Below are 25,086 nucleotides of genomic sequence, written 5' to 3'. Positions count from 1 at the left end.
AACTGGAATAATATGAATTTATTAATCTAACCTGCTTAAAAACAAAAAATACCGGATTATTACCAGCTATAATTATAGATTCATAGTTTAATTTTGCAATTTTGCAATCCACAAATAAATAGCTATGCCTAAAATTTCAAATAAAGGGCTGGAAATGCCCGAATCTCCTATAAGAAAACTGGTTCCTTTCGCTGAAGCAGCTACCAAAAAGGGCCGTAAAATATACCAACTTAATATTGGCCAACCAGATATTAAGACTCCACAAGGAGCTTTAGATGCGGTAAGAAATCATGACATCGAGGTACTGTCTTACAGTCATTCAGCTGGTTTTGAAGAATACAGAGAGAAACTTGCGGGATATTACCAGAAGTCTTCTCTTCCGGTAGAAAAAGATGATATCATCATTACTACTGGTGGCTCTGAAGCTCTGTTATTTGCCATGGGAAGCATTACAGACCCAGGTGACGAGGTGATCATTCCTGAACCATTTTATGCTAATTATAATGGATTCGCGACAGCTTCGGGAGTTAAGATCAAACCTATTCAGTCAAGTATAGAAAATAATTTCGCCTTACCTCCAATTTCAGAATTCGAAAAATTAATTTCAGAAAAGACAAAAGCGATCATCCTTTGTAATCCAGGAAATCCAACTGGATATCTTTATACCAAGGAAGAAGTAAAGCAACTGGCAGATCTTGCTTTGAAACATGACCTATTCATAGTTTCAGATGAAGTTTACAGAGAATTTGCATACGAAGGTGCCGTGCACCATTCTATTATGAGCATTCCAGAATTGTCAGAAAATGCGATCATGGTAGATTCAGTTTCCAAGCGTTACAGTATGTGTGGAGCTCGTATTGGTTGCCTGGTATCGAAGAATAAAGAGGTTATGGCTACTGCCATGAAATTTGCTCAGGCGAGACTAAGCCCTCCTACCTTCGCTCAAATAGCCAGCGAAGCAGCTTTAGACACTCCGCAGTCATATTTCGATGATGTTATCGAGCAGTATACTTTCAGAAGAAATCTTCTGGTAGATGGTCTTGAGAAAATTGAAGGTGTTAAGGTTGCAAAGCCAAAAGGAGCTTTTTATTGCATTGCCGAATTACCGGTAGAGAATGCCGATGATTTCGCTAAGTGGTTACTGGAGAGTTTTGAAGATGATAACGAAACTATCATGGTTGCTCCGGCGGCAGGTTTCTATTCTACCCCGAACACTGGGATGAACCAGGTGAGAATCGCATATGTATTGAAGAAAGAAGACCTGGAAAGAGCCATCGTAATATTAGAGAAAGCTTTAAAGCAATATAATCAGCAAAATTAATGCAGGTTCTGCGCAATTTTTCTCTGAAAGATTACAATAGTTTCGGCATAGACGTCAAGGCCGGGAAATTCGTTTCCATTAAAAACCTTGATGACCTTAGAACCGTTCTTAGAAAAAATTACGCATCAGAATTATTTGTTCTTGGTGGCGGCAGCAATATGCTTTTAACGCAGGATATCAGCAAAACTGTTATTCACATTGCTCTTAAAGGTAAAGAGATCATTTCTGAAGACGAGAACGAAGTGATCGTTCAGGCAGCTGCGGGTGAAAACTGGCATAAGTTTGTTTTATGGACTCTGGAACAGGATTTTGGCGGACTTGAAAATCTATCACTTATTCCTGGAAACGTGGGCACCGCCCCTATTCAGAATATAGGAGCTTATGGAGTGGAGCTTAAAGACAGTTTTTTAAGCTGCAAGGCCATGAATGTGCAAACCCTGGAGGAAAAGGAATTCAGCCTCGAGGATTGTGATTTTGATTATCGAAATTCTGTTTTTAAAAATAGACTAAAAGGTCAATACATCATTACCTCGGTAAAATTCAGGTTAACCAAAAAGGATCATAAGCTTCATACAGAATATGGGGCAATCAGGTCTGAATTGGAAAAACAAGAAATTGCTTCACCAACAATTCAGGATATATCTAAGGCGGTCATCGCTATAAGGAACTCAAAATTGCCAGATCCCAAGAAGATAGGGAACAGCGGTAGTTTTTTTAAGAATCCAATAATTAGTAAAGAGCAGTTCGAGAAATTAGAAACTGAACATCCTGGAGTTCCCTCCTACCATGTTTCAGATAACGAAATAAAGGTACCGGCGGGCTGGCTTATAGACCAGGCAGGATTTAAAGGTTACAGAAGCGGAGACGCAGGAGTTCATAAAGACCAGGCATTGGTATTGGTAAATTATGGCGCTGCGACCGGACAGGAAATACTGTCACTTTCAAAAAACATCCAGCAAACTATCAAAAATAAATTTGGTATAGACCTGGAAGCTGAAGTGAATATCATATAAAAAAACCGGGAAATACGATCATCGCGTTTCCCGGTTATTTCTTATTTAAGAAAGTAAATTTCTTAAGCTTTTTTCATTACTACAGCGTCAATTACATGTACAACTCCGTTTGAAGCATCTACATCTGTCATAACCACTGTTGCTTTATTTCCATTTTCATCTGTAAGGATCACATTTTCACCTTCGATAGAAGCTACTAATTTTCCTCCACCTACAGTAGAAATTTCATATTTACCATCGTTATCCTGGATCGCCTGCACCAGTTGTTGAGAAGTTACCTCTCCAGAAACAACATGATATTTTAAGACGTCGGCAAGTTTTTCTTTATTCTCTGGTTTAAGAAGTGATTCTAAAGTCGCTTTATCTACTTTATTAAAAGCAGCGTTATGTGGAGCGAATACTGTAAATGGTCCTTCTTCAGTTTTAAACATTTCAGCCAGTTCAGCAGCTTTCAATGCAGTTACCAAAGTACTTAAGGTATCGGTCTCCATTGCTTTTGCAGCAATACTGTTGGATTCCATTTCCATTTTTTCTTTTTCGGCCTGCATTTCAGCTTCTTTCTCAGCTTCCATTTGTTCCATGCGTTCTTTCTCTGCCTGTTCCTTTTTCTTATTATCTTCACATGAAGTGAAAACGATTGCAGAAAGAGCAAGAACCGTAAATAACATTTTAATTTTCATAATTATAGTCTTTTTTTAGTGTTAACGGTGCAAGATATTGTGCAAAAGCCTTTTATAGCTTCTTTTTTGATTAAAGTTTAGTTAAATAGTGTAAAGACTATATTAATGACACGTCCTATTTTTAGTTGCTTTTTTTTATTGTTATTTTTGCATCAGAATCTTAAGGACATGAAACTTTTAATAATAAGCATAATATTACTAGGTCTCGCTTTCGCGGGGATCGCTATTAAAATCTGGGGAAAAAAGGACGGAAAGTTTGCCGGAACCTGCGCCAGCCAGAATCCTTACCTAAACAAATCTGGAGAACCCTGCAGCTTCTGTGGTAAATTACCAGATGAAATTGAAAACTGTTCAGATAAACCAAAGACTGTTTAAGCTGAATGGGAGCAATTTTATTGGGGCTGTTTATTGTTGTAAGCTTAGTTAATCTACTCTACTTTTTTTCATTTTTCTCATTTGCCACTTCTGGCATAAAATCCAAGATACATCCTGAAGTCCCGGTTTCAGTGATCATCTGCGCAAAGAATGAGGAGGAAAATCTAAAGAATTTCTTGCCGGCCATTCTGGAACAGGATTACCCGGAGTTTGAGGTGATCGTTATAAACGACGCTTCTACAGATGGAACTCTGGAAATAATTGAAGACTTTCAGAAAACAGACCCGAGAATTAAAATTGTAAATGTTCAGAACAACGAAGCGTTCTGGGCAAATAAAAAATATGCCTTAACCCTAGGCATCAAAAAGGCGAAAAACACTCATCTTTTATTTACCGATGCCGATTGTGCGCCCCAGACCAAGAACTGGATCAGGGAAATGTCGGCAAATTTTCAACCTGGTAGCTCTATCGTGCTAGGTTATGGGGGATATTTTCAGCATTCGGGAAGCTTACTGAACAAACTTATACGCTTCGAGACCTTACTAACTGCGATTCAATATTTTTCTTACGCTAAATTAGGTTCCCCTTATATGGGTGTAGGGAGAAATCTTGCCTATACTTCTACGAAATTCTATGAAATGAAAGGCTTTGCGAATCATCTTCATTTAAGGTCTGGCGACGATGATCTTTTTGTGAACGAAGCTTCTACCCCAGACAATACGGCTATTTGTTTTCATCCAGATGCCATTACGAGAAGTGTTCCTAAAAGCAGTTTTGGCGAGTGGTTTCACCAAAAACGCAGGCATGTTTCAGTAGCCGGACATTATAAGACTAAACACAAAGTATTACTTGGAACTTTTTTCACTTTCAGAGTAATCTTCTGGGTGCTATTTACGGCTATGATGATCTTGCAGGTTTATCCACAGATTGCTCTTGGTATTCTGGCCCTAAAACTTATCACCGAAGCCTTTGTATACATTAAAGCAGGAAAGAAATTAAATGAAAGTGACGTGGTTTGGTTATTTCCATTTTTTGATCTTTTTTTGATTTTCATGCAATTAGCTATCTTTATAGCTAACCTCATCTCAAAACCTAAGCATTGGAAATAAATCCTGACCATCTTCTTGATAAGATCAGGGAGGCAAAAAACGGGAGTCAATCGGCTTTCAACTATCTTCTGGATAAATACTGGAACGATGTCTACGGTTTTCAGCTTAAGAAGACCAAAAACGAATATGAGTCTGAAGATATCACCATTCAGACATTTTCTAAAGCTTTCAACAAAATAGAGAGTTTTGATGAAAATTACTCGTTTACCACCTGGCTTATTGCCATTTCCAAAAACATTCACATAGACCAGGTTAGAAAGAAAAATGCTTCCATCAGGTCGCGTACCTCCATGCAGGATGAAGAAAGGGTTTATGAGATCGCTGATGAAACCCCCGGCATAGAAGATAAATTGATCAAGGAACAGAACCTAGAGCAACTTCTTGCAGATATCAAGCAATTGAAACCGCATTATCAACAAGTGATCAATCTTAGGTTTTTTCAGGAGAAATCTTATAAAGAAATTGCTGCTATCCTCGATGAGCCTATGAATAATATCAAGGTTAAACTGCTAAGAGCGAAGAAGCTTCTGGCAGAAATTATCGAACTTAGAAAGAGCTAAGTAAGGATTTAAATCCTACCGAGTCTAATTTATGCAGTTCATGATATTATTGTATCTTTGAAACTCAGATTTTTGCTATGAATACAGACGTTGCGCCCGTAAAATCCAAAACAGAAAGAAAGCCAAAACCAAAATGGCTTAGAGTTAAACTTCCTACCGGTAAGAAATATACCGAATTAAGGAGCCTGGTAGATAAGTATGATCTTCATACTATCTGCACCTCTGGTAGTTGCCCTAATATGGGTGAATGCTGGAGTGAAGGTACGGCTACCTTTATGATCCTTGGTAATGTTTGTACCAGGTCATGTGGTTTTTGCGGCGTTAAGACCGGAAGACCGGAAACTGTAGATTGGGATGAACCAGAAAAAGTTGCGAGATCCATTAAATTAATGCAGATCAAGCATGCCGTGGTAACAAGCGTAGACCGTGACGACCTTAAAGATATGGGATCTATTATCTGGGCTGAAACTGTAAAGGCAATTAGAAGAATGAACCCGGAAACTACACTGGAAACACTTATTCCAGATTTCCAGGGGAACGAAAGAAATATAGACAGGATCATTGAAGTGATGCCAGAGGTGGTTTCTCACAATATGGAGACTGTAAAAAGACTTACCAGAGAAGTTAGAATTCAGGCAAAATACGATCGAAGCCTTGCTGTTTTAAAATATCTTAAGGATAATGGTATTAGAAGAACCAAATCTGGGATCATGCTAGGCCTTGGAGAACAGGAAGAAGAAGTGATCCAAACCCTTAAAGATCTAAGAGAAGCCGGAGTAGACGTAGTTACTATTGGCCAGTATTTACAGCCTAGTAAAAAACACTTACCGGTTAAGCAATTTATCACTCCAGACCAATTCAAAAAATATGAAGAAATAGGGCTGGATCTAGGATTCAGACATGTTGAAAGCAGCGCCCTGGTTAGATCTTCATACAAAGCACAGAAACATATTAATTAGTCACTGAATAATGGCTAAAACAATTAATATTGCCATTAATGGTTTTGGCAGGATAGGGCGAAATCTTTTCAGAATTCTTCTTGATCATCCCGTGATCAAGGTCGTTGCCATTAATGATATTCATGACGCTAAAAGCCTGGCGCATCTCTTAAAATACGACAGTATTCACAGAACCCTGAAGGCTGAAGTGTCTTCGACCGATTCTGAGATCGTTGTGAATGGAAGAAAAATTCCTCTTCTAAATCATAAAGATCCGGCTGGTATTCCCTGGAATGAGTATGGGGTAGAATGCGTTGTTGAAGCTTCCGGAAAGTTCAAAACTGAAGAAACTTTAAAAGGCCATTTAAAAGACGGAGTTAGAAAGGTAATTCTTTCGGTTCCGCCGCAGGATGATAATATTAAAATGGTTGTTCTGGGAGTCAACGATGATATTCTCGATGGCTCAGAAATGATCATATCTAATGCCTCCTGTACCACTAATAATGCCGCTCCAATGCTTAAAGTGATCAATGATCACCTGGAAGTAACGCAGGCTTACATCACTACAGTTCACTCATACACATCAGACCAAAGCCTGCACGACAAACCACATAGAGACCTTAGGAGAAGTCGTGCTGCCGCTCAGTCTATTATTCCTACTACTACTGGGGCTGCAAAAGCTTTAACAAGTATTTTCCCAAAGCTTAGTGAGGTGATTGGAGGTTGCGGTATTAGGGTTCCTGTTCCTAATGGATCCCTAACCGATATGACCCTTAATGTAAATAAAGATACCAGTATCGAAGAAGTTAACGCCCTCTTTAAAAAGGCTTCTGAGAGCTATATGAAGGGTATTATTGAATATACTGAAGATCCAATAGTTTCCATAGATATTCTAGACAACAGTCATAGTTGCATTTTTGATGCTCAAATGACCTCAGTAATAGGTGGAAAACTGGTAAAATTGATCGGCTGGTATGACAACGAAATTGGCTACTCAAATCGTCTTATCGATTTAATTTCACTCATTAACGATAAATAGCTATATTTAACGACATTAACAGCTTCTTGCTATTTTTCCCGAATGAAGAACTTAAAGCTTATCTTTTTATTAGCATGTTGTTTTGTGCTCTTTGGATTTCAGGATTCACAGGTTAGTGAAAACCAGCCGGAACCCGAGCAAATAAAACAATTACTTAGCCAGGCAGAGAAATCTATTGATATGATGCTTTTTGACAAAGCTCAGAATCAGCTCAATAAGTCCCTGGAATTAGCAAAACGCATAGACCATAAACGGTATATTGCGCTCACCAGTAGTATTCTTGCCAGGATGTATAGTGTTCGGCATGAATATGATAAGGGTATAACTCAACTTGAAAGAGCGATTTCCATCCAAAGGGAAATTGGAGATAAAGCAGGTTTGAATTATTCCTACATCATGTATGGAAAATTACTGAATTCCAAAGACGAAAATGACCGTGCGTTGAAATATCTGGATCTTGCTATGGAGTATTACCAGGAACAGGAGAATTCAGAGCAAATGGGTGTAATTGCCCTTAATAAGGCAATCATATTTCTTTTCAGTAAAAAAGACCATGCTCGGGCAATGTCTGAATTGAATAATGCAGAGATCTACCTGGAAGGAAGCACCAATAAATATGAAATTACCCGCCTGCATTATTTTCTAGCCAGAGCCTATAGCATGGAAGGAAATTTTGAGAAGGCCGAACAAGCCGCAAAAGGAGCCTTAGAAATTGCTGAAAAAGGGAATTTCACTGGCATGACCATGTATACTTATGGTATCCTGAGTGAAATCGAAGAAGAAAGAAATAACCCTGCCGCTGCCCTAGCCTACCTTCAAAAAATGAACAAGGAAAGGGACGAGGTATTTAATGCAAATAAAGAGGCTTTAGCAAAAGAAGCAGATGCCAGATACGGGGTCGATGCTTTAAAAAATACTCTGGATGAATTAACTATTCAAAATGCGGAGCAGGAAAGAACCCTGAAAGTAAATAAACTCACCACGATTTTAAGTGTTGCTTTAATAACAATACTATCTCTTTTAACCCTTTCTCTTTATAAGAACAACAATCTTAGGGCGAGAGCGAATGAACTGCTTCAGAAAAAGAATTCTGAACTGGTTCTGGCCAAAGAAAATGCTGAAAAAGCGTCACTGGCAAAAGCTCAATTCCTAACTACGATCACTCATGAATTACGAACACCATTGTACGCGGTAACGGGGCTCACCCATCTTTTGCTTGAAGAAAGCCCTACCGAAAGCCAGAAGGAACATCTTAATTCCCTGAAATTCTCAGGTGAATATTTATTATCACTTATCAATAACATTCTTGACCTCAACAAACTTGAGGCTAACAAGGTTGAAATTGTAAATTCCAATTTCGATCTTAAAAAGAGAATGTCTGATGTTCTTATCGCTTTAAAGAATTCTGCCGACGAAAGGAACACAAAAATACACTTCGATTTCGACGAAGAGATCCCGAATAAGTTGAGCGGAGATCCACTTAAAATCTCTCAAATACTTATAAACCTTATTGGAAATTCCATAAAATTCACTGAAGACGGAGATATCTGGATCGAGGTTAAGAAGACCAAACAGTTAGATAAGAATATCACTCTTTTATTTGAGATCAAGGATAACGGTGAAGGTATTGGAAAAGAAAAGCAGAAAGCGATTTTCGACAATTTCACCCAGGGCTCTACCCAGATCAACAGAAAATTTGGAGGAACCGGACTGGGGCTATCTATTGTTAAGAACCTACTAAGTCTTCTTGGGAGTGAGATCGACCTTGAGAGTGATCTTGGAAAAGGTTCAAAATTCACTTTCGAACTGGATTTTGAGATCCCGGAAGCTGAACTTAGAAAAGTCGCCGCGGCCACTCCAGCGATCGATGAAACCAAACTTACCAACGACATCATGGAAGACAAGCGTATCCTTGTAGTAGAGGATAACAAGATCAACCAGATGATCACCCGTAAGATCCTTGAAAAGAATAAGGTTATTTGTGATGTAGCCGATAACGGAACCGTTGCTATCGAAAAGGTACAGAATAATGATTTCGATCTTATTTTAATGGATATTCATATGCCTGGAATAAGCGGAATTGAAGCCACCATCGAGATCAGAAAATTTGATGAGTCTATTCCGATCATTGCGCTTACGGCAGTGACCCTGGATGATAATCTTGATGAATTCTATCTGAATGGTTTTAACGATATTATTCCTAAACCATATAAAACGGAAGAGTTCTTCCATAAGATCAATAAATATCTTGCTGCTAGGGAAACCGCAGTTTAAACTTTTGGCATACGCTTTGTAAAGAATAGGGCAAATTGAATTATATAGAAAAGATTTTTATATAGTTTGAATTAGCCAAAAAGAAAAAGAGGTGTTTTTACACCTCTTTTTTATTGATGAAATTTTGGATCTGATTATCAAAATCAGCTTTCCCTCCGCCTAAAAATTCTACTTCTATAGGCAGATAATACAGTTTATTCAGAGGCAATTTATCCTTCAGCCTCATATAGTCCTTTTCAGTAGTCAGTATCCTGGATTGCTTTGATAATTGCTCGATCTCTTTTTCAGAGAAATTATGGTGGTCTGGAAATTTGAAATGCTTCAGCTCAATATCTTTTGCATTTAGGAACTCCAGCAATGGTTTGGGATTGGCAATACCGGTCACGAGCGCAAATTCTGATTCCCTTATATCTTCTATCCTAATACTCTTTTCTGAAGAAATTATTTTTTCAGAATATTTGATCGTACTAAAAAAAACAGACTGCTCTGAATTTGGCTTTAATCTCTTTCTGATCTTCTCCATTTCAGCAATCCCAAGATTCCCGGGGCATTTGGTCACCACGATGATGTTTGCCCTCTCTGCTCCTGCAGAAGACTCCCTTAGATTACCGGCAGGCAGTATCAGGTCATCTACATAAAGATCTCCATAAGCAGTTAGAAGTATATAGAAACCTGCCTCGACTTTTCTATGTTGGAAAGCATCATCAAGCAGAATAACATCTGGAGAAAATTGCATAAGCTCAGAAATTCCTTCCCTCCTGTTCGCATCAACAGCCACGATAGCCTCAGGATATTTATTTTTGAACTGTAAAGGTTCGTCTCCTGACTTATTTACGGAATCCTCAGCTTTTACCAGTTGAAAACCCTTGCTATCCCTCTTATAACCACGACTAAGGGTAGCAACCTTATTATTTTCGCTTAATATTTTCAGCAAATATTCAATCATTGGAGATTTACCTGTTCCACCCATGTTGAGATTTCCCACAGCGATCACCGGGAAATCGTAAGATTCAGATTTTAGAAGATCTGCATCATAAAGTTTATTCCGAACCTTTGTCACGCCATGGTAAATGAGGGAAAAGGGAAAAAGTAATTTTCTTGGATTCGGCATGAAAGGCTTTGTATAATATTTATATTTGAATAGCTGTTGAGAAATACTTTGAAAATGGACATTAATTCCACAATTCTCAGCTCCTATGCGTTCTAAATTGATAGCTAAAATATTAAATTATGATCATACAGGAAGTAATCGACCTGATAGAAGATTTTGCTCCATTAAATTATGCTGAAGACTTTGATAATGTTGGGCTGCTGGTAGGCGATTCTAAAACTGAAGTCTCAGGCGCGTTAATTACCCTCGATACTCTAGAAGCTACCGTGGAAGAGGCAATTGCAAAAAATTGCAATCTTATTATCAGTTTTCATCCTATCATCTTTTCAGGATTAAAAAAATTAACCGGGAAAGACTATGTTCAAAGAACAGTTCTAAAGGCGATAAAGAATGACATCGCGATTTATGCCATTCATACTGCCCTGGACAATCAGCACAAAGGTGTGAACGATATGATCTGCGAGAAATTAGGACTTAAAAACAGGCAGGTCCTGATCCCTAGAAAAGATTCCATTAAAAAGCTTACTACTTTTGTTCCGGTAAAAGATGCCGATAAAGTAAGAGAAGCCCTGTTTTCTGCCGGAGCGGGAAGCATTGGAAATTATGATAATTGCAGTTTTAATATTACCGGTAAGGGAAGTTTTAAAGGCAATGAAGAATCGAATCCAGTGGTTGGCGAAAAAGGCTCGGTTCATTTTGAAGAGGAATCACAAATTGGGGTGACCTACTCCGCCCACCTGGAATCCCAGATCCTGAAAAACCTTTTTAGCTCCCATCCATATGAAGAGGTCGCTTACGAGATCCATAGCCTGGAAAATAAAAATCAGCACCTTGGAATGGGAATGATCGGGGAGCTAGAATCTGAAATAAATGAAAAGGAATTCCTTAACCAGGTTAAATCTACATTTCACAGCGGTTGTATAAGACATTCAAAATTATTGCATAAGCCTATTAAAAAGGTCGCAGTACTTGGTGGAAGTGGCGCCTTTGCGATCAATAATGCCAGAGCTGCCGGAGCTGATATTTTTATTACGGCAGATCTAAAATACCATGACTTCTATAAAGCCGAGGAAAAGCTGGTATTGGCAGATATTGGACACTATGAAAGTGAACAGTTTACAAAAAATTTACTATATTCTTTTCTTAGCAAAAAAATTAGTAGTTTTGCACTTATTTTAGCAGATACAAATACCAATCCAATACATTATTTATAATATGGCGAAAAAAAACGATGTTACTGTAGAAGAGAAGTTAAGATCACTGTACGATCTTCAGTTGGTGGATTCGCGAATTGATGAAATTAGAAACGTACGTGGTGAATTACCTCTAGAAGTTGAAGATCTGGAAGATGAAGTAGCAGGTTTAAACAGACGCCTGGAGAAACTGGATGCGGACATAGAAGTCATTGAAAATGACATCAAGAACAAGAAGAACCAGATCGAGGAGTCTAAAACTACGATCAAGAAATATTCTGAGCAACAAAAGAATGTTCGTAACAACAGAGAATTCAACGCTTTAAGCAAAGAGGTAGAATTCCAGGAGCTTGAGATCGAACTTTCTGAGAAGCACATCAAGGAATATAAGGTAAAGATCGAGCAGAAGAAAGAAATTATTGCTCAGACTAAAGAAAAACTTGCTGAGCGTGAGGCACACCTTAAGCACAAGAAAGGTGAGCTTGATGAGATCCTGAAAGAAACTGAAAAAGAAGAGCAGGCTCTTATCGACAAGTCTAAAGAATATGAGAAAAATATTGAAGAAAGACTTGTTACCGCTTATAAAAGAATAAGAAGCAATGTAAAGAACGGTCTTGCAGTTGTACCTGTAGAGCGTGGAGCTTCTGGTGGTTCATTCTTTACTATTCCACCACAGGTGATCATGGAAATCGCTGGTCGTAAGAAGATCATCACAGATGAGCACAGTGGTAGAATATTGGTAGACGAAGAACTGGCTAAAGAAGAACAAGAAAAAATGGAAGGTATGTTCAAAAGGTTCTAAGCCTTTTTAGAACACCTTAATCTTTTAACTGCCTGGAAAATAACAGTAAGATCTCAGGATCTGAAGCAAAAGTTTTTCAGGCAGTTTTTTTATGCCCTAAAATTCAAACTCCCACCGGATTAACAAGTATTTCACATTAATCGATCAATTATGGGCTATCTTTAGAGAACCCAATTTCGATGAATATGAGAACTTTAATTATCCTATTTTGCTTCAGCGCATGCCTTATTTCCTGCAACAATTCCAGCAAAGAGAAAGATGATCTTTCTGCGGAGAATGATTCTTTAGAATATAAGAATGACCTAGGCTCTTCTGCCCAGGATCAACCCATAAATGCAGAGGAAGGAACTCCGAAGGAAGAGAAAAAAACTGAAGTAGATCGAACTGAGAATGCTAATTCTGCTACAACAATTTCCGGTACTTATTTAAACACAGAACACCAGGAAGATACTTCCTGTAAATGTTATTGTCTTGATGTTGCCACCGGTGGTTCTTCAGAATTATGCCTGAAAGAAAATGAAATGTATATCAATGCGCGATTTCAGCAAGATGGGAATAACATCAATATTTTTTATAATGGCAGATCTGCAAAAACAACTGCTGAAAAAATTCCGTGGGATAAATTTGAGACTGGTATGCCAATTGCAGTCTTAAGCCCGGAGCCTAATGGTGATCTAAAGCTTGACTGGAAAGGATTCAGAATAGATGGTGAGATCGCTATAGACTACGCATTACTTGGAAAGAAAACCCTTGAAGGAACCTATAAAAAGAAATAACTATGAAATTTTTGATTTTAAACTTTATTAGTCTGCTACTTTTAGCCTGTGGTAATCAGGCTGAAAAAAGCAATGCTACCAAAACAGAGATCGCCAACGCCGAACCTGTAGAAGTACCCGTACAGGATGGAATGAAAAAGGCCTATTTCGCCAGTGGCTGTTTCTGGTGCGTCGAAGCCGTATATGAAAGCGTTCAGGGCGTCGAGGAGGCCATTTCAGGATATTCTGGTGGTCATACCAAGAATCCGACTTACGAGCAAAGCAACACCGGTAGAACTGGTCATGCCGAAGCGGTTGAAGTGATTTATGATCCAGAGGTGGTGAGTTTTAAGACCCTGGTCGAGGTATATTTTGGCTCTCAGGATCCAACCCAGGTAAATGGACAGGGACCAGACCGAGGTTCGCAATACAGATCGATCATCTTTTATCAGAACAAAGAACAGAAAAATATAATTGAGGAAGTAAAGGCCGAGGTTGCCAAAAATTACGATGAGCCTATCGCCGCTGAAATCTTACCATTTCAAAAATTCTGGAAAGCAGAGGACTACCATCAGAATTATGAAAAAAACAATCCTAACAATCCTTATATCAGGAATGTTTCAATCCCAAGACTTAACAGGTTCAAATCGAAGTTTCCTGAGCTATTGAAAGAGAATCAACATTCTAATTCGAGCGAATAAAAAATGACTAATTAGAAAAAGGATATTGTCCTATAGAAGGAATAAAAGTATAAGCCTGCTCTTGAGCGGGCTTTATTTTTTGATGAGTTTTATAATCTCCTTCTCCACCTCTTCACTATCCCATTTTTCTTCTATGTGCGGAATTTCCATCACCTGATCCATGATGCCCCGTTGATAATCTCCAATTTTTAAAGCATCGGCATAGGCTTTATCTGAAAAAGTTACCCGGGAGTATAAAGGAGTCCATAGTTCGGGATGTTCCTGCGCAAATTTCTTTTCGATCTTCTTCCTTAAAAGGAACATGGGATCTGCCGTTTTAGAGCTCATTTCAACGAAATTGCGATAACTGAGTTCGGCTATGGCATCCGCATTCGGTTTTCTTTCAGTCTGATATTCTTCAAAGATCTGTTCCCAGTCATCACCGTATTTGTTCATCTTATCATTCAACACAGAAATATCTTCAAAACCGGCATTCATTCCCTGCCCGTAAAATGGTACAATAGCATGGGCAGAATCGCCTACCAGCGTTATCTTATCGTAATAAGACCAAGGAAAACATTTTATGGTCACCATGGCACTGGTTGGGTTTTTGAAGAAGTCCTTCTTCAAATTAGAGATCTCGTCTTTGATATCTGGAAAGTAGTTCTCAAAAAACGCGTCTGCATCCTGCTCTGTCTTTATACTTTCAAAAGACACTTCACCTTCAAAAGGCATGAACAAGGTACAGGTAAAAGTCCCATCTAGGTTAGGCATGGCGATAAGCATAAAGTTGCCCCTGGGCCAGATATGGAAAGAAGAATTATCCAGTCTATGGCTGCCGTCCTCGTTTGCTAAAATTGTAAGCTCCTTATAACCAACATCTATGAAATGCTGGGAATAATTGAACCTGCTCTGTCGCTGCATTTTATGACGCACTCTGGAAAAGGCTCCATCTGCTCCAAAAATAAGATCGAATTTATATTCTTTCCAGACGCTTTTTTCAGATTCACCGGTATAAAGCCTGGCTTCCTTCATATCTACATCCCAGATCTTCTCTTCGAATTTGAATTTCGCCCCGGCATTTTCAGCGAGGTCTATCATTTTTCTATTCAGGACACCCCTGGAAATAGAATAGATCGCTTCACCTTCTTCACCATATTTTTGAAAATAAACCGGCTGGCCTTCAACGTGCATCGCTCTTTTATCGAGGGGAAGCGCAAGCCCCCTTATCTCTTCCTCTACCCCTGCTTCACGCAAAGCCTTCCATCCACGATTAGACATCGCCAGGTTAATGGACCTGCCCGAGAACTGAACTTTTCGCACATCTGGTCTGCGATCAAATACAGTTACTTTATGTCCCTGTTTCCGAAGGAAAATAGCCAGTAAAGATCCTACAAGTCCCGATCCTACTATTGCTACATCTTTTTCTTTTTGCATGTATCGATTTGAAAAATAAATCCCCGGCAGAGGTTTGAAAATTGCCTGAAGATTGCGGTTATTTCTAATTGCGAAATTACTTAATTATTATGAAACTGACTTCCTTAAGCGCATAAAGACAGCTCCTGCAGCAAAACTTCATTTATAATTTAATTAACAGCAAAGCTTAATGTTATCCGGTAATTTTAAAGAAAAATAATATATGAGTACAGAAAAGCAAGCCCTGTTAGAACCCTATAAACTTGGGAATATCACCCTTAAAAATAGAGTTATCATGGCTCCAATGACGAGAAGTAGAGCCGATAATGATGAGAACAAACCTACAGACATGCATGTAGAATATTACACGCAGCGTGCCGGAGCGGGATTAATAATCACCGAAGGCGCACAGGTTTCAGAAAGAGCTGTTGGTTATGTAAATACCCCGGGAATTCACACCCAGGAACAGGTTGAAGGCTGGAAGAAAGTTGTAGATGCCGTTCATGAAAAAGATGGAAAGATCTTTATCCAGTTATGGCATGTAGGTAGAATTTCACATCCAAAATTTCATAATGGGAACAAACCCTTAGCTCCAAGTGCGGTAAATCCTAATTCAAAAGTATACACCCCGGAATGTTTTGAACAAACTACAGAACCAAAGGAAATGAGTATCCAGGAGATCCATGAAACCATCCAGGAATTCAAGCATGCCGCTCAAATGGCTAAAGGTGCGGGATTTGATGGAGTAGAGATACATTCTTCTAATGGTTACCTATTCCACCAGTTCTTCAATAAAAATGCAAATCAAAGAACCGATGATTATGGCGGAAGCATACAGAACAGAGCCCGCTTCTTCTTTGACGTGTTAGATGCGATCACCGAAGTATGGCCGGAAAACCAGATAGGTTGCAGGTTCAATCCTTCCCTTCATAAATCCTTCGGAATAGTAGCTACCGAAGAAAGCATTGAAACCTTCGACCATATAATCGAAAAACTGAATGCGTATGATCTGGCTTATGTCCACCTTTCAGAACCATTCACAGATGTGAGCGATGTACCCTACCTGGTAACAGATATAGCCAAGCACTACCGCAAGATCTATAAAGGCACTTTAATGATCAATAATGGCTTCGACCGCGAATCTGGAAATAAGGTGATCGAGGATGGAGATGCAGACCTGGTTGCTTACGCGAAATTATTTATTTCTAATCCAGACCTTCCGGAGCGATTCAAGAATAAATGGCCTATAGCTGAATATGATGAAGATACGTTCTATACCACCGGGAAGGAAGGGTATACCGACTATCCGGCTTATGAGGAAGAAAAAGTTTCATAATATTATTATAAAGCTGTTTTAAAAGCTGTTAAGAGTTTTTGGACCCTCTAAATGTTAAAGTAAATTAGTAAGAACAAAAACATATAAATTATGGATCAGGAGAAACTCGACCACATGAGGTCTACTTTGAACAGACTGGAAGATATTAAGAATACTCAAAGCAGTATCATTGATAAAATCAATCATGTGATCACCGACTTATTTCAACATCCCGATAAAAATCTGGAAAAGGTCATGGAAGATGCCCACCAGAAAGCTTCAGATAATATTGATGCGATTAGGGAAGCAATGGAAGAGTACGAAATGGCCATCAATAAAATGGAGAATCAGGCTTAATTTAAAAATACATTAACAGCTTTTAAAAAAGCATTCTATAAATTGAGGTCAGTATAAAAACTGGCCTTTTTTTATGAAACATATTGAAGCAAGTGAGATCGAGAAGATGGAAAAGATCTTCCGTTTAAATTTAATAAACAGCTGCACCGGGTATAAATCTGCTAACCTTATCGCCACAAAATCCAAAAGCGGCAACCCTAATGTGGCCGTTTTCAGTTCTATCACTCATATGGGCAGTGATCCTGCCATGCTGGGATTTGTTACCAGGCCACTAAATGTATCCCGCAATACCTATAAAAATATCAGGGAAACTTCCTATTTCACCGTGAATCATATCCATGAAAAAATGATCGAACAGGCCCATCATACTGCCGCAAAATATGATGAGGATATTTCTGAATTTTATAAAACAGGACTCAATGAGGAATACCTGGATGATTTCCATGCCCCATATGTAAAACAGTCTGAAGTAAAATTAGGCTGTAAATACCTGAATGAATATCACATTAAAGAAAATGACACGCTACTGGTAGTGGCTGCTATTGAACATATTTATTTTGATGAAGGCATTCAAATGCCAGATGGCTGGTTACGCCTGGATGATGCCGGCACGGTAGCCATAAATGGTCTGGACGGATATTCTCTTCCCAGCCTTTTGGATAGGTTCCATTACGCCAGGCCAAACCAGGAAGTAAAATCCTTTTTTAGCAAGGAAAAAAATTAATGAAGAAAGAAAACCTTCCGGAAAAGATCTGTCCTGTATGTGGCAGACCTTTTAAATGGAGAAAAAAATGGCAGAAAGACTGGGATAATGTAAAATATTGCAGTGAAAGATGTCGAAGAAATAAAAAATGAGCACTGGCCTTGTATGGTATAGAAACGATCTTAGAACTAAAGATCACGAAGCACTGAATACAGCTTCTCAAAAGCACGATAGAGTAATTGGAATTTATTGCTTCGATCCAAGACATTACGAAAAAGACAGGTTTGGATTTATTAAAACCGGGAAATTCAGAGCCAGGTTTTTGATCGAAACCATAACAGAACTTCAGAAGAATCTCACCTCCTTAAATATTCCGCTTCTTGTCTACCAGGAAAAACCTGAGAACATCATTCCTGATTTGATAAAGGAAAACCATATTGAGACAGTATATTTTCAGAAGGAATGGACACAGGAAGAAAAAAACGTTGAAAATGCTGTGATAAAAACCTCAGAAGATGTTGATCTCGTATCCTATTACCAGCAATTTCTTTTTCATCCAGAAGACATCCCTTTCGACTCATTTCAAGACATTCCAAAAGTGTATACTGCCTTTAGAAAAGCCTGTGAGAAAAAATCCAAGGTTAGGTATCTTATAGAAACTTCGGAAGTATTTGCACAATCAGATATTTCCAATAATACCAGCATTCCGACACTGCAGGATCTGGGTCTGGATGATTTTGAAGAAGATCCTAGATCGGCATTCCCATTCAAAGGTGGTGAAGACCAGGCCATGAAAAGGATCAAAAAGTATTTCTGGGAAACCGAAAACCTGGCAGAATATAAAGAAACAAGAAACGGCCTTGTAGGCACCGATTATAGTTCAAAACTATCAGCCTGGCTAGCCAATGGCAGTATTTCTCCCAAACAGGTCTACCACGAGGTAAAAAGATTCGAAAAAGAGGTTAAGAGTAACCAAAGCACCTACTGGCTTATATTCGAACTAATATGGCGGGACTTTTTTAAATATGTCTCACTTAAACATGGTAATAAGATCTTCAAAATTGGTGGCATCCTAGAGAAGGATCTGGAATGGAGTAAGAATGAACATACACTTAACCAATGGATCGAAGGAAATACCAAATATGATTTTGTGAACGCCAATATGAAAGAGATCGCCGCCACCGGTTTTATGAGCAATCGTGGCAGGCAGAATGTGAATAGTTTCTGGGCAAAAGAACTTAAGCAGGATTGGCGCATAGGCGCGGCCTATTTTGAAAGTCTGCTCATAGATTACGACGTTCACAGCAATTGGGGAAACTGGATGTATAACAGCGGGGTTGGAAATGATCCCAGGGATAGAAAATTTAATATCGAGGGTCAGGCAGATCGCTATGATCCAGATCAGGAATATCAGAATTTATGGCTGAACAATTAAAAACCTTAAGACTAATCCTGGGCGACCAGTTAAACCATAAACATAGCTGGTATAACAGCAGCGAAGACCACATTACTTATGTAATGATGGAAATGAGACAGGAAACAGATTATGTAACCCACCATATCCAGAAAGTAATAGGGTTTTTCAGTGCGATGAGGAATTTCTCAGAATACCTCAGAGAAAGAGATCATAAGCTTATATACCTCAGGATAAATGATGAAGACAACCAGCAAGCCCTGGATAAGAATATACAGAAACTGATTTCGGAAAACGATTTTGAAAAATTTGAATACCAGCTACCCGATGAATACAGGTTAGACGAACAGCTGAAGGAGTTATGCAATAACCTGGATATTGATACTGAAAGTTTCGACTCTGAGCATTTTTTTACCAATAGAACTGAACTGGAAAAATTCTATGAGGGCAAAAAGCAGCTTACCATGGAATACTTCTACCGGTATATGCGGAAGAAGCACAATATCCTGATGGCGACAGACAAGGATCCCGAGGGAGGAAAATGGAATTTTGATAAGTCCAACCGCAAGAAATGGAAAGGTGAACCGAAAATTCCTCACGAAAGAGGCTTTAGAAAAGATGTTTCAGATATCCTGGCCGAGATAGAAAAAGCAGGAATAAAGACGATTGGAGAGGTACAGGAATCAAACTTCAACTGGCCTACTTCGAGGGAAGATTCCCTTTCAGTCCTTAATTATTTCTGCAAAAACTTATTGGTACATTTCGGGGATTACCAGGATGCCCTGCATACAGAACAGGAATATTTATTCCATTCCCGCCTTTCTTTCAGCATGAACACCAAAATGTTGCACCCAAAAGAGGTGATTGAAAGTGTAATAGATCATTATTACCAAAACAAGGATGCCATAGATATTTCACAAGTAGAAGGATTTGTAAGGCAGATCCTGGGATGGAGAGAATACATGCGTGGCATCTATTGGAAAGAAATGCCGGGTTACCGCAGGACGAATAAACTTCGAAATCAAAACGAATTACCCGGTTTCTACTGGAATGCAGACACAAAGATGAATTGCCTCCACCACTCTATTAAGAATAGTCTCGAAAATGCCTATGCTCACCATATTCAAAGGTTAATGGTCACTGGTAATTATGCTCTTCTAACCCAAACTCATCCAGACGAGGTAGACCAGTGGTACCTGGGAATATATATAGATGCCATACAATGGGTAGAGATCACCAATACCAGAGGAATGAGCCAGTTTGCAGATGGCGGCATTGTAGCTACCAAACCCTATGTTTCCAGTGGCAGTTATATTAACAGAATGAGCAATTATTGCAAGGATTGCCATTATAAAGTGAGCAAAAAAACCGAAGAAGACGCCTGTCCATTTAACAGTCTTTACTGGAATTTTTTAGACGCAAAACGTGATGAATTCAAAGACAATCAGCGGATGAATATGATGATAAGCCTTCTAGATAAGAAGGATCCCGAAGAAATGAAAAAGATCAGGGAGCGTGCTAAAAAGATCATTAGCAGCCCGTCAGATTTTTAATAATCAAAGTTAAATCAAGGTTAAATGAAAAGGAGCAGCTTGCTCTATTATCTAAATTAGTATCAGAATTAATCAAAATTTTAACTAACTAATTTTAATATTAACCATAGGCATGTACTTTAAGTCTGCCTTAAAATCAACCTGACATGAGAGATTTAATTTGGCTTATTATCGTTTTACTGGTAATTGGATGGCTTGTAGGATATTTTGCTTTCCCAGACCTTGGAAGCATTATCCACATTCTAATAGTACTAGCCGTTATACTTATTCTATATAAGTTACTTACCGGAAGGCGACTATAAAAACTTGAAATTTTTCAAACCCTTTGAGCGATCAGAGGGTTTTTTATTTATAATTTATTCGGAAAAATCATTTTATGTGGAAACTTGACAATAAGAAGGCTTTAATCACCGGCGGTACAAAAGGTATTGGTCGCGCCAGTGTAGTTGAATTTTTACAGCTTGGAGCTGATGTACTTTTTACCTCGAGAAGCGAGGAAGATATCAGGGCTTTTGAAAAGGAATTGAGTGAAAAAGGATTTAAAGCCCATGGTATCGAGGCCGATTCTGCCAAAAAAGAGGATCGTGAAAAGATTAAGAACTGGATCGATAAGCATTGGGGAAAACTGGATGTACTGGTGAATAATGCCGGTATCAATATTCGTAAAAAAGCCAATGATTATTCTGAAGAAGAATTCAGAAAAGTACTTGAGATCAACCTTATCGCTCCTTTTGAAATAAGCAGGTTGCTTTATTCCAATCTTAAGAAGTCTGGAAATGCCTCTATCATTAATGTTGCATCTTCGGCAGCCATACAGGATGTTGGAACCGGAACTCCTTATGCCATGTCAAAATCTGGTTTATTGCAGCAATCCAGAAGTCTGGCTGTGGAATGGGCGCAGGAAGGCATCAGGGTCAACTCTGTATCGCCCTGGTTCACCAAAACTCCTTTAACCGAAGGCTTCCTTCATAACGAGGAAAAAATGAATGCTATTTTAAGCCGAACTCCCCTAAACCGGGTCGCCGAAGCTGAAGAAATATCTTCGATCATTTCATTTTTAGCAATGGACAAATCATCCTTTATTACCGGGCAGAATATTATTGCTGATGGCGGAATGAGCATTAATGCGTTGTAAACTAAGATATTTAGTACCTTTAGAAAAAACTAACTAAATGAAAAAATTACTATTTCTACTTGCGCTTGGCTTTTTTGTAATGTCCTGTAATGACAAAAAGAAAGAAGAAGAGTCTGCTACAGAGAATCCTAACCTGGAAATCCATGAAAAGATCGCCATGGCCAATGGTCTTAAAGAGTTTGACAGTATTAGCGAGATCAAATTTACTTTTAATGTCAAAGTAAACGATACTCTTAGATCTGAGCGGCAATGGGTATGGAATCTGGAAAGCGACAAAATAAGCCTTACCGAAAAAGATTCTACCATGAGCTATACCAAGAAAGATAGCCTGGCCAAAGAGAAAGAATATATAGACCAGAGATTCGTGAACGATTCTTACTGGTTATTATTCCCTTACCAGTTAAAATGGTCTGATGCCGATATTAGCGAAGCTAAAACTGCAAAAGCTCCAATTAGTGGCAAGGAAATGCAAATGTTAACCGTGAGCTATCCTTCAGAAGGTGGATATACCCCGGGAGACAGTTACGATATTTATTTCAACGATGATTATATGATACAGGAGTGGGTCTATAAAGCTTCAGGAGGAGGAAGAGAAATGGCAACTACTTGGGAAGACTATGAAGACTATGAAGGCGTTAAGATCGCCAAGATGCATAAATCTGCCGATGGTTCCTTCGAATTATATTTCACCGATATTTCGGTAAAAGAATAATAGAACAACAGATCATTAAACTTAAAAGGAGGCTTTCGCCTCCTTTTTTAATTTACTTTTTGTTTGCTTAGTATGCCTTTTTTAAGGATCTGTCCGAATTCATACATATCCTCGTAGGAACAGTAAAATGGTGCCGGTGCGAGTCTTATCACATTTGGTTCACGCCAATCGGTGATCACTCCCTTATCCATCAGATATCGGAACAGCTCCTTCCCTTCCCCGTGTAAAAATACAGATAGCTGAGTCCCTCTATGCTCCTGGTCTGCCGGGGTAATGATCTCGAAAGTACTGTCTACTTCCTTATCTATTTCGTGCAGAACGAATTCCAGGTAAGCTACGATCTTATTCCTTTTTTCAATAAGAGCAGGCATTCCCACCTCATCAAACATTTCCAGTGAGGCTAAATAAGGCGCCATAGCCAGGATCGGGGCATTACTAATTTGCCAGGCATCTGCCGTAGGTTCCGGCTGGAACTCAGGTTCCATCAAAAATCTTCTTTCTTTATTATGACCCCACCAGCCTTCAAACCTCGGTATATCTTTTTTATTATGGTATTTCTCATTAATGAAGCATCCGGAAGCATTTCCAGGGCCAGAATTCATATATTTATAGCTACACCAGGCCGCAAAGTCAACATTCCATTCACTTAACTTCAGTTCGATATTCCCGGCAGCATGCGCCAGATCCCAGCCTACAAAAGCACCAACCTCATGGCCGGCTTTGGTGATGGTTTCCATGTCGAAAACCTGTCCGGTATAATAATTCACGCCTCCAATAAGCACTAGAGCACACTCCTCTCCTACTTCCCTGATCTTTTCCAGCACATCCTCTGTCCTGAAATTATTCTCTCCTTCACGCTTTTTGATCTCCACGATCGCATCTTCAGGATCATACCCGTGGAACCTTACCTGGCTTGAGATCATATATTGATCACTAGGAAAAGCCTTTTCCTCGCATATGATTTTAAAGCGTTTTCCAGATGGCCTGTAAAATGAAACCATCAGTAAGTGAAGATTCACGGTAAGCGTATTCATCACGGTAACCTCGGTAGGTTTTGCACCGACTACTTTAGCAAGTTTTCCAGAAAATCGTTCATGATAATCCCACCAGGATTTATCTGCATAGAAATGACCTTCCACCGCCAGTTCTGCCCAGTCCTTCATCACCTCATCAACATACTTCTGAGCGCTTTTTGGTTGCAGCCCCAAAGAATTACCCACGAAATAGATCACTTCTTTTCCATTCACCTTCGGAAAGATGAATTCTTCCCTGTATTTCGAAAGTTTATCGTCTTTATCTAGTTGTCTGGCAAATTCCCTGGTATTCTCGAACTGCATATTTTCAATTTTTGGTAAAAATACGATTTCGTTTTAAAAGACATAGGGCCGAAACACCGCATAAAATCTTTAATTTTGCCTCAAAATTCGAGAAATGCATTTTTTACCTGAAGACATAGACGATTATATAGTAGCGCACTCACAATCTGAACCTAAGCTGCTTGCAGACCTCAACCGTGAAACCAACCAAAAAGTGATGCAGCCAAGAATGCTAAGCGGTCATTATCAGGGACGGGTGCTGAGTCTTCTGTCGAAAATGAAAATGCCTGAAAGCATTCTGGAAATTGGTACTTATACCGGTTATTCGGCGCTATGCCTTGCTGAAGGCCTGGCTAAAAATGGAATGTTGCATACCATCGATGTAAATGAAGAGTTATTCGATTTTCAGAAAAAGTACTTCGACAGGTCCGAATACAAAGATCAAATTAAACAATATCTCGGAGATGCTACCGAGATCATTCCTGAAATTGATGCCAAATTCGACCTGGTATTTATTGATGCAGATAAGCCGAACTATCCTAAATATTTCGAAATAATCATCGATAAAATGAAGCCAGGCGGGATTATTTTATCTGATAATGTTTTATGGTCTGGAAAAGTGGTTCAGAAGGTAAAAAAAGATGATGAATCTACTTTGGCGCTATTAGAATACAATAAAATGCTGAATGAAGATCCACGTGTAGAAACCGTTATTTTACCCATAAGAGACGGGCTAACTTTAACCAGGGTGATCTAGAAATAGAGGCGCCTGCCCGATTTGTCATAAAGCTTATAGAATATTATGGCCATGATGATGCCCACGATCATCCCTACGATGATATCTCCCGGGTAATGCACTCCAACATAAATACGGCTCATCACGAAAATTATTGGCCAGATATAGGCCAGGTAGATCCATCGCGTTTTTTGAGATATCACCAGAACAATAAACGTGGTGGCGGCAAAAGAGGTTGAAGAATGTCCTGAGAAAAAACTATAATTGGTAGGTTCCTGCAGGATCCTTATAACATCTGAAAGTTCCGGAGTATTATTCGGCCTGAGCCTTAAAGCTATACCCTTCACCAGGTTGGTAAGACCCCAGGTAGTAAAAACGGTAGCAAGTAGAAATAGGGAAGAAAAAGATGCTTTTCTCCAATGGAACGCCAGGAAAAAAAACAGGAAGAATAAAAGGTAAAGAGGTATCCAGTGCCGGGGGTTGGTCACAAAGATCCAGAAGGCGTCATATCTTTCAATACCAAGGCTATTGAGGTATATAAACAAGTCCCTGTCCCATTGCTGAATCTGCTCCCACATA

27 protein-coding genes are annotated in these 25,086 nt (G+C 39.0%); 22 read left to right on the top strand and 5 right to left on the bottom strand.

Going from position 1 to position 25,086, the window contains the following annotated elements; translation table 11 throughout:
- Positions 1 to 124 precede the first annotated feature (124 nt).
- Positions 125 to 1,321, top strand: a complete 1,197-nt coding sequence (locus C8P64_RS12495; RefSeq protein ID WP_108172421.1) for a pyridoxal phosphate-dependent aminotransferase — start codon at positions 125 to 127, stop codon at positions 1,319 to 1,321.
- The gene (gene murB / locus C8P64_RS12490; RefSeq protein ID WP_108172420.1) at positions 1,321 to 2,334 is read left to right on the top strand and encodes a UDP-N-acetylmuramate dehydrogenase; all 1,014 of its coding nucleotides are present in this window, start codon (positions 1,321 to 1,323) and stop codon (positions 2,332 to 2,334) included. The genes C8P64_RS12495 and murB overlap by 1 nt, the downstream gene beginning before the upstream one ends.
- 62 nt (positions 2,335 to 2,396) lie before the next feature.
- On the opposite strand, the gene C8P64_RS12485 is transcribed toward murB, so the two are convergent.
- The gene (locus tag C8P64_RS12485) at positions 2,397 to 3,014 is read right to left on the bottom strand and encodes a fasciclin domain-containing protein (protein WP_108172419.1); all 618 of its coding nucleotides are present in this window, start codon (positions 3,012 to 3,014) and stop codon (positions 2,397 to 2,399) included.
- A gap of 168 nt (positions 3,015 to 3,182) precedes the next feature.
- Here C8P64_RS12485 and C8P64_RS12480 point away from each other — a divergent pair, with 168 nt between their 5' ends.
- The 6 genes from C8P64_RS12480 (at position 3,183) to C8P64_RS12455 (ending at position 9,309) form a co-directional block, all read left to right on the top strand.
- Positions 3,183 to 3,389 carry a membrane or secreted protein gene (locus C8P64_RS12480; RefSeq protein WP_108172418.1) on the top strand — a complete coding sequence of 69 codons (207 nt, stop codon included), beginning with the start codon at positions 3,183 to 3,185 and terminating at the stop codon, positions 3,387 to 3,389.
- Positions 3,390 to 3,394: 5 nt separating this feature from the next.
- A complete protein-coding gene (locus tag C8P64_RS12475) occupies positions 3,395 to 4,498 on the top strand; it encodes a glycosyltransferase (RefSeq protein WP_108172417.1) in 1,104 nt (367 codons plus the stop codon).
- Positions 4,489 to 5,058 (top strand): RNA polymerase sigma factor, encoded by a 570-nt coding sequence (locus tag C8P64_RS12470; protein ID WP_108172416.1) that lies wholly within the window; start codon positions 4,489 to 4,491, stop codon positions 5,056 to 5,058. Before C8P64_RS12475 ends, C8P64_RS12470 begins: the two co-directional genes overlap by 10 nt.
- 77 nt (positions 5,059 to 5,135) lie before the next feature.
- Complete coding sequence (gene lipA / locus C8P64_RS12465) at positions 5,136 to 6,017, top strand: lipoyl synthase (RefSeq protein WP_108172415.1); 882 nt, start codon at positions 5,136 to 5,138, stop codon at positions 6,015 to 6,017.
- 10 nt (positions 6,018 to 6,027) lie between these two features.
- The gene (gap, locus tag C8P64_RS12460; RefSeq protein WP_108172414.1) at positions 6,028 to 7,035 is read left to right on the top strand and encodes a type I glyceraldehyde-3-phosphate dehydrogenase; all 1,008 of its coding nucleotides are present in this window, start codon (positions 6,028 to 6,030) and stop codon (positions 7,033 to 7,035) included.
- Positions 7,036 to 7,077: 42 nt separating this feature from the next.
- Positions 7,078 to 9,309 carry a hybrid sensor histidine kinase/response regulator gene (locus tag C8P64_RS12455; RefSeq protein ID WP_108172413.1) on the top strand — a complete coding sequence of 744 codons (2,232 nt, stop codon included), beginning with the start codon at positions 7,078 to 7,080 and terminating at the stop codon, positions 9,307 to 9,309.
- Positions 9,310 to 9,406: 97 nt separating this feature from the next.
- Here the strand turns inward: C8P64_RS12455 and lpxK are convergent, their stop codons facing one another.
- Positions 9,407 to 10,420 carry a tetraacyldisaccharide 4'-kinase gene (lpxK, locus tag C8P64_RS12450; protein ID WP_108172412.1) on the bottom strand — a complete coding sequence of 338 codons (1,014 nt, stop codon included), beginning with the start codon at positions 10,418 to 10,420 and terminating at the stop codon, positions 9,407 to 9,409.
- A gap of 119 nt (positions 10,421 to 10,539) precedes the next feature.
- Here lpxK and C8P64_RS12445 point away from each other — a divergent pair, with 119 nt between their 5' ends.
- From C8P64_RS12445 to msrA, 4 genes are all read left to right on the top strand, one after another.
- The gene (locus tag C8P64_RS12445; protein ID WP_108172411.1) at positions 10,540 to 11,634 is read left to right on the top strand and encodes a Nif3-like dinuclear metal center hexameric protein; all 1,095 of its coding nucleotides are present in this window, start codon (positions 10,540 to 10,542) and stop codon (positions 11,632 to 11,634) included.
- A gap of 1 nt (position 11,635) precedes the next feature.
- A complete protein-coding gene (locus C8P64_RS12440) occupies positions 11,636 to 12,415 on the top strand; it encodes a zinc ribbon domain-containing protein (protein ID WP_108172410.1) in 780 nt (259 codons plus the stop codon).
- A gap of 185 nt (positions 12,416 to 12,600) precedes the next feature.
- Entirely contained in the window at positions 12,601 to 13,191 is a 591-nt protein-coding gene (locus C8P64_RS12435; RefSeq protein ID WP_146167222.1) for a hypothetical protein, read from the top strand.
- Positions 13,192 to 13,193: 2 nt separating this feature from the next.
- Positions 13,194 to 13,871 (top strand): peptide-methionine (S)-S-oxide reductase MsrA, encoded by a 678-nt coding sequence (gene msrA, locus C8P64_RS12430; RefSeq protein ID WP_108172408.1) that lies wholly within the window; start codon positions 13,194 to 13,196, stop codon positions 13,869 to 13,871.
- Positions 13,872 to 13,943: 72 nt separating this feature from the next.
- Here msrA and C8P64_RS12425 read toward each other — a convergent pair whose 3' ends face one another.
- Positions 13,944 to 15,287, bottom strand: a complete 1,344-nt coding sequence (locus C8P64_RS12425; RefSeq protein WP_108172407.1) for an FAD-dependent oxidoreductase — start codon at positions 15,285 to 15,287, stop codon at positions 13,944 to 13,946.
- A gap of 202 nt (positions 15,288 to 15,489) precedes the next feature.
- Here C8P64_RS12425 and C8P64_RS12420 point away from each other — a divergent pair, with 202 nt between their 5' ends.
- From C8P64_RS12420 to C8P64_RS12380, 9 genes are all read left to right on the top strand, one after another.
- Positions 15,490 to 16,602 (top strand): alkene reductase, encoded by a 1,113-nt coding sequence (locus C8P64_RS12420; protein ID WP_108172406.1) that lies wholly within the window; start codon positions 15,490 to 15,492, stop codon positions 16,600 to 16,602.
- Between the two features lie 90 nt (positions 16,603 to 16,692).
- Complete coding sequence (locus tag C8P64_RS12415; protein WP_108172405.1) at positions 16,693 to 16,938, top strand: hypothetical protein; 246 nt, start codon at positions 16,693 to 16,695, stop codon at positions 16,936 to 16,938.
- A gap of 73 nt (positions 16,939 to 17,011) precedes the next feature.
- Positions 17,012 to 17,662: a flavin reductase family protein gene (locus C8P64_RS12410; RefSeq protein WP_108172404.1), complete on the top strand. Its 651-nt coding sequence runs from the start codon at positions 17,012 to 17,014 to the stop codon at positions 17,660 to 17,662.
- Positions 17,662 to 17,793, top strand: a complete 132-nt coding sequence (locus tag C8P64_RS12405) for a DUF2256 domain-containing protein (RefSeq protein ID WP_108172403.1) — start codon at positions 17,662 to 17,664, stop codon at positions 17,791 to 17,793. The genes C8P64_RS12410 and C8P64_RS12405 overlap by 1 nt, the downstream gene beginning before the upstream one ends.
- Complete coding sequence (locus tag C8P64_RS12400; RefSeq protein WP_108172402.1) at positions 17,790 to 19,076, top strand: DASH family cryptochrome; 1,287 nt, start codon at positions 17,790 to 17,792, stop codon at positions 19,074 to 19,076. The genes C8P64_RS12405 and C8P64_RS12400 overlap by 4 nt, the downstream gene beginning before the upstream one ends.
- Positions 19,061 to 20,608, top strand: a complete 1,548-nt coding sequence (locus C8P64_RS12395) for a cryptochrome/photolyase family protein (RefSeq protein WP_108172401.1) — start codon at positions 19,061 to 19,063, stop codon at positions 20,606 to 20,608. The genes C8P64_RS12400 and C8P64_RS12395 overlap by 16 nt, the downstream gene beginning before the upstream one ends.
- 146 nt (positions 20,609 to 20,754) lie before the next feature.
- Positions 20,755 to 20,910: a lmo0937 family membrane protein gene (locus C8P64_RS12390; RefSeq protein WP_011710576.1), complete on the top strand. Its 156-nt coding sequence runs from the start codon at positions 20,755 to 20,757 to the stop codon at positions 20,908 to 20,910.
- A gap of 74 nt (positions 20,911 to 20,984) precedes the next feature.
- Positions 20,985 to 21,743: an SDR family oxidoreductase gene (locus tag C8P64_RS12385; RefSeq protein ID WP_108172400.1), complete on the top strand. Its 759-nt coding sequence runs from the start codon at positions 20,985 to 20,987 to the stop codon at positions 21,741 to 21,743.
- Between the two features lie 37 nt (positions 21,744 to 21,780).
- Positions 21,781 to 22,455 (top strand): hypothetical protein, encoded by a 675-nt coding sequence (locus C8P64_RS12380; RefSeq protein ID WP_108172399.1) that lies wholly within the window; start codon positions 21,781 to 21,783, stop codon positions 22,453 to 22,455.
- A 47-nt stretch (positions 22,456 to 22,502) separates the two neighbouring features.
- Here C8P64_RS12380 and kynU read toward each other — a convergent pair whose 3' ends face one another.
- Positions 22,503 to 23,792 (bottom strand): kynureninase, encoded by a 1,290-nt coding sequence (kynU, locus tag C8P64_RS12375; RefSeq protein WP_108172398.1) that lies wholly within the window; start codon positions 23,790 to 23,792, stop codon positions 22,503 to 22,505.
- A 94-nt stretch (positions 23,793 to 23,886) separates the two neighbouring features.
- Between kynU and C8P64_RS12370 the strand changes: the two genes are divergently transcribed.
- A complete protein-coding gene (locus C8P64_RS12370; protein ID WP_108172397.1) occupies positions 23,887 to 24,528 on the top strand; it encodes an O-methyltransferase in 642 nt (213 codons plus the stop codon).
- On the opposite strand, the gene C8P64_RS12365 is transcribed toward C8P64_RS12370, so the two are convergent.
- Complete coding sequence (locus tag C8P64_RS12365; protein ID WP_108172396.1) at positions 24,525 to 25,085, bottom strand: phosphatase PAP2 family protein; 561 nt, start codon at positions 25,083 to 25,085, stop codon at positions 24,525 to 24,527. The genes C8P64_RS12370 and C8P64_RS12365 overlap by 4 nt on opposite strands.
- Between the last annotated feature and the right edge of the window lies 1 nt (position 25,086).

The organism is Christiangramia gaetbulicola (genome assembly GCF_003054225.1).
In the GTDB taxonomy this organism is placed as follows: domain Bacteria; phylum Bacteroidota; class Bacteroidia; order Flavobacteriales; family Flavobacteriaceae; genus Christiangramia; species Christiangramia gaetbulicola.
This window is presented reverse-complemented; position numbering and strand designations above follow the sequence as displayed.